The 4,703-nt window shown below is 73.5% G+C and carries 5 protein-coding genes; 4 read left to right on the top strand and 1 reads right to left on the bottom strand.

What is annotated here, in order from left to right; translation table 11 throughout:
- Nucleotides 1-53 precede the first annotated feature (53 nt).
- Nucleotides 54-848: an enoyl-CoA hydratase/isomerase family protein gene (locus tag STRAU_RS31970; RefSeq protein ID WP_016644554.1), complete on the top strand. Its 795-nt coding sequence runs from the start codon at nucleotides 54-56 to the stop codon at nucleotides 846-848.
- A gap of 69 nt (nucleotides 849-917) precedes the next feature.
- Nucleotides 918-1,595, top strand: a complete 678-nt coding sequence (locus tag STRAU_RS31965) for a flavin reductase family protein (protein ID WP_016644553.1) — start codon at nucleotides 918-920, stop codon at nucleotides 1,593-1,595.
- A gap of 3 nt (nucleotides 1,596-1,598) precedes the next feature.
- Here STRAU_RS31965 and STRAU_RS31960 read toward each other — a convergent pair whose 3' ends face one another.
- On the bottom strand, nucleotides 1,599-2,978 hold the full coding sequence (locus STRAU_RS31960) for an MFS transporter (protein WP_016644552.1): 1,380 nt from the start codon (nucleotides 2,976-2,978) through the stop codon (nucleotides 1,599-1,601).
- A 60-nt stretch (nucleotides 2,979-3,038) separates the two neighbouring features.
- Between STRAU_RS31960 and STRAU_RS31955 the strand changes: the two genes are divergently transcribed.
- Both STRAU_RS31955 and STRAU_RS31950 read left to right on the top strand, forming a co-directional pair.
- Nucleotides 3,039-4,073 carry a GlxA family transcriptional regulator gene (locus STRAU_RS31955; RefSeq protein WP_016644551.1) on the top strand — a complete coding sequence of 345 codons (1,035 nt, stop codon included), beginning with the start codon at nucleotides 3,039-3,041 and terminating at the stop codon, nucleotides 4,071-4,073.
- Nucleotides 4,074-4,107: 34 nt separating this feature from the next.
- Entirely contained in the window at nucleotides 4,108-4,683 is a 576-nt protein-coding gene (locus STRAU_RS31950; protein WP_016644550.1) for a GNAT family N-acetyltransferase, read from the top strand.
- Nucleotides 4,684-4,703 lie beyond the last annotated feature (20 nt).

The following is a 4,703-nucleotide window of genomic DNA, read 5'->3' as shown; positions in this document are numbered from 1 at the left end:
TTGGGGAGCCCCCGGCAGGGACCAACCACCCACCCACCGAAACGGACCCCACCATGCCCTCCACCCTCCACACCCACCACAACAGCGTCTCCTGGATCACCCTCAACCGGCCGGAGGTCATGAACGCGATCACCGCCGAGCAGCGCGACCACGTCATCACCCTGCTGGAGGCAGCGACCACCGACCCCGCCACCAGGGCAGTCGTCCTCACCGCCACCGGCAAAGGCTTCTGCGCAGGAGCCGACCTGCGCGCCCCCACCACAGCCCCGCCGCAGGCGGAAAGGGTGCCGGGGGACATCGCGCGCACCATCAAGCACGGCGCCCAACGCCTCATCACCGCGGTCCTCGACTGCGAGAAACCCGTCCTGGCCGCGGTCAACGGCACGGCAGCAGGCATAGGCGCCCACCTGGCCCTCGCCTGCGACCTGGTCCTGGCCGCCGAATCGGCACGGTTCATCGAGGTGTTCGCCCGCCGGGGCCTCGTCCCGGACGGCGCCGGCGCCTACCTCCTCCCCCGCCTCATCGGCCCCCACCGCACCAAGGAACTGATGTTCTTCGGCGACGCACTCGCCGCGGCGGACGCCGAACGCCTCGGCCTGGTCAACCGCGTCGTCCCGGACGCCGACCTGGAGAAGACGGCCCGCGCCTGGGCGGACCGCCTCGCCGCGGCCCCCACCCGCGCCCTCGCCCTCACCAAGCAACTCGTCAACGCCTCCCTGGAGTCGGACCGCGCCACGGCCCTCGCCGCGGAGGCGGCCGCCCAGGAGATCAACATGACGACGGCGGACGCGCAGGAGGGCGTGGCGGCGTTCGTGGAGCGCAGGCAGCCCACGTACCGGGGCAAGTAGGGCCCGTCACACTGCCACAGCCCTCGCGCGGGGCTTCCGATCTGACGACCCGTCAGGTTCAATGGAGGCATGATGGGACACGCAGGCATGGCAGCCACCGTCGTCCGGTACCTCAGGTCGGTAGGCGCCCCCACCGCGGCCGACCGCCCGGTGGAGACCCTGCCGCGCCCCCACCTGCGGGCCGTCCGCGAGGACGAACGCGCACCGGTCGGGGCGGCCGAATTCCGCCGGGTGCTCGGCCACTTCGCGTCGGGCGTGACCGTGGTGACGGCCCCCGCGGGGCCGGGCGAGGCCGGCCCCGCAGGCTTCGCCTGCCAGTCCTTCGCGTCGCTCTCCCTCGACCCGCCCCTGGTCTCCTTCATGGTCGCCCGTACGTCGACGACCTGGCCCCGCATCGCCCGCGCGGGCGTCTTCTGCGTGAACATCCTGGGCGCGGACCAGGGCGCCCTGTGCCGCGCCTTCGCCGTCAGCGGGGCGGACAAGTTCGCGGGAGTCGCGTACGACGCCGCCCCGGTCACGGGTTCACCGCGGCTCGCGGGCGCACCGGCCTGGATCGACTGCGCGGTGCAGGCCGTGCACACGGGCGGCGACCACCTGATCGTCGTCGGCCGCGTGGAGGCGCTCGGCGCCGTCGACGAGGACGCGGGTACCGCCCCCCTGCTCTTCCACCGCGGCGCGTTCGGCGACTTCACCCCCCGCACGCCCGGCGCATCCGGCACGCCCCGCACGTCCGGCCCGTCCGGCTGACGCTCAGGCCAGCAGCTCCGCGTCCCGCGCGTTCCGCCGGATCACAAGGGCCATCAGCGCCGCCGCCGCGCACAGCGCCCCCGACGCGTACCAGACCACGTCGTACGTCCCGAACACATCCCGCGCCACCCCGCCGAGGAAGGCGACGACGGCCGCGCCGACCTGGTGCGAGGCGAGGACCCAGCCGAAGACGATGGCGCTGTCCGCGCCGTAGTGCTCGCGGCACAGCGCGAGCGTCGGCGGCACCGTGGCGACCCAGTCCAGGCCGTAGAAGATGATGAAGAAGATCATCGGCGGGTGCACGGTCGGCGCGAGCAGCATCGGCAGGAAGAGCAGCGAGATGCCGCGCAGGGCGTAGTAGACGGCCAGCAGGCGGCGTGCGTCGAAGCGGTCGGTCAGCCAGCCGGAGGCGATCGTACCGATGATGTCGAAGACGCCGATCACGGCGAGCAGCGAGGCCGCCGCGGTGATCTGCATGCCGTGGTCGTGCGCGGACGGCACGAAGTGGGTGCGGATCAGGCCGTTCGTGGACGCGCCGCAGATCGCGAAGGAGCCCGCGAGCAGCCAGAAGGGCCCGGTCCGTGCCGCGTCGACGAGCACCCGCACGGTCCGCTTCGCGGCGCCGCGCGTGGGCTCCGGCTTCGGCGTGAACTCCCCTCCGTACGGGGCGAGTCCGACGTCCGCCGGGTGGTCGCGAAGCAGCAGCCACACGAACGGGACCACGACGAGCGCGGCGAGCGCGACCGTGACGACCGCGGGCTCCCAGCCGTGCTCGTCCACGATCCACGCGCACAGCGGCAGGAACACCAGCTGGCCGGAGGCGCCCGCGGCCGTCAGGATGCCGGTGACCAGGCCGCGCCGCTCCACGAACCAGCGGTTGGTGACGGTCGCCGAGAAGGACAGGGCCATCGAGCCGGTGCCGAGGCCGACGAGCAGGCCCCAGTAGAGCATCAGCTGCCAGCTCGCGGTCATCCAGACGCTGAGCACGGCCCCGGTGGCGATCATGGTGAGCGCGGTCGCGACGACCTTGCGCATGCCGTAGCGGTCCATGAGGGCGGCGGCGAACGGCGCGGTCAGGCCGTACAGCGCCATGTTGAGGGAGACGCCCATGCCGATCTCGCCGCGCGACCAGCCGAAGTCGTCGTGCAGCGGGTCGATGAGGAGGCCCGGCAGCGAGCCGAAGGCCGCGCCGCCGATGATCGTCACGAAGGCCACGGCGGCGACGAACCAGGCTCGGTGGATCCGGGGCGCGCGCTTCCGGCCACCCGCCCCCTCGGGGGTGGCCGCCCCCTTGGGGGTGCCCGTCCCCTCGGGGGTGCCCGGCAGCTCCTGCTGTGTCGTCCGCACGCGCGGGTCGGTTGTCTCGCTCACGTCAGACAGCATCCGTGGCGCCGATCATCACGGACGAGTGGCCCGAGGGACAGTGTTCGCTAGGATCGGGCCATGGCCGACCGTAAGAACGACCCCGCGGGGGCGGCGCGGCGGCACCGCGTCGTCGTCCTCGCCCTGGACGGCGTCATCCCCTTCGAACTGGGCATCCCGCAACGGATCTTCGGGCGCGCCCGGAACGCCGCGGGGACGCGGCTGTACTCCGTCCTGACCTGCTCCGTCCGCCCGCCGGGCCCCGTCCGCACGGACGCGGACTTCGCGATCCTCGTCGAGCACGGCCCCGAGGCGCTGGCCGCCGCCGACACCCTCGTCGTCCCCGCCTCGTACGAACTGGGGCCCGTGTACGAGGAGGGCCGCCTCACCGACGAGCTGGCCGCCGCCCTCGCGCACCTGCGGCCCGGCACGCGCCTGGTGTCCATCTGCACCGGCGGCTACGTCCTCGCCGCCGCCGGTTTCCTGGACGGGCGCCCCGCGACCACGCACTGGTCGTCCGCCGACCACTTCCAGCGGCTCTTCCCGCGGGTCGAGGTCGACGCGGACGTGCTGTTCATCGACGACGGCGACGTGCTGACCTCGGCGGGCGTCGCCGCCGGCGTCGACCTGTGCCTGCATCTCGTACGCCGTGACCACGGCACCGCCGTCGCCAACGAGGTCGCCCGCCGCACCGTCGTGCCGCCCCACCGGGACGGCGGGCAGGCCCAGTACATCCAACGCCCGGTGCCCGAGCCGCAGTTGGCGACGACGTCGGTCGCGCGGGCGTGGGCGCTCGGGCGGCTGCACGAGCCGATCCAGCTCCGCGACATGGCCGAGCAGGAGGCGATGTCCGTGCGGACGTTCACGCGGCGCTTCCGCGAGGAGGTCGGGGTCAGCCCCGGGCAGTGGCTGACGCGGCAGCGGGTGGAGCGGGCGCGGCATCTCCTGGAGTCCAGCGACCTGTCGGTCGACCAGGTCGCGCGGGACGCGGGCTTCGGTACGGCGCAGTCGATGCGGCAGCACTTGCAGGCGGCCCTGGGGGTGACGCCGACCGCGTACCGCCGGACGTTCCGGGCCACGGAGGACACCCGACAGGTCGCGGAGGGAACCCGATAATGAGCGCGAACCGCGAGCGCTGTGGAGGACGTTGATGTACGCGATATCCCTGGGTGACGACGGTGCGGAGCTGTGCCCGCTGGAGCCCTGGCAGGCCGACGAGTTCCTGGCCCACATCGACCGGGGGCGGGAGTTCATCGGGCGGCACAACGGCCTGCCCGACATCATCACCGACCTGGCGTCGAGCCGGGCCTACCTCCAGGCGTACGCCGACAAGTCGGCCGCCGACACCGGCCGCATCTGCGGCATCCGCCTGCGTGGCGAGCTGGTCGGCGCCGTCATCCTGCGCCGCATGGACCTCGCCCAGCGCACCGCCGAGGCGGGCTGCTGGCTGGAGCCCGCGGCGGCCGGCAAGGGTCTGGTCACGCGGGCCTGCCGGGTCCTCATCGACTGGGCCGTCGAGGAGCGCGGCGTCCACCGCGTCGACTGGTGGTGCTCCTCCGGCAACGCGCCCAGCATCGCCGTGGCCCGCCGCCTCGGCATGACCCGCGAAGGGGTCCTCCGCGAGAGTTATCTCTACCGGGGGCAGCGCCACGACGAGGAGATCTGGTCGGTACTCGCCCCCGAGTGGCGGGCGGCCAAGCGGTCTGCGGCGCGGCCTGTCCCCTAGCCCCGGGGGCTCCGCCCCCG

This window comes from Streptomyces aurantiacus JA 4570, assembly GCF_000414115.1.
Taxonomy (GTDB): domain Bacteria; phylum Actinomycetota; class Actinomycetes; order Streptomycetales; family Streptomycetaceae; genus Streptomyces; species Streptomyces aurantiacus_A.
Note: the sequence above shows the minus strand (reverse complement) of the source record. Positions and strands in the feature narration are given on the sequence as shown.

Excerpts from the sequence above, each read along its gene's own strand:
- STRAU_RS31970 (WP_016644554.1), top strand. The coding sequence starts at position 54 with ATGCCCTCCACCCTCCACACCCACCACAACAGCGTCTCCTGGATCACC.
- STRAU_RS31965 (WP_016644553.1), top strand. The coding sequence starts at position 918 with ATGATGGGACACGCAGGCATGGCAGCCACCGTCGTCCGGTACCTCAGG.
- STRAU_RS31960 (WP_016644552.1), bottom strand. The coding sequence starts at position 2,978 with ATGCTGTCTGACGTGAGCGAGACAACCGACCCGCGCGTGCGGACGACA.
- STRAU_RS31955 (WP_016644551.1), top strand. The coding sequence starts at position 3,039 with ATGGCCGACCGTAAGAACGACCCCGCGGGGGCGGCGCGGCGGCACCGC.
- STRAU_RS31950 (WP_016644550.1), top strand. The coding sequence starts at position 4,108 with ATGTACGCGATATCCCTGGGTGACGACGGTGCGGAGCTGTGCCCGCTG.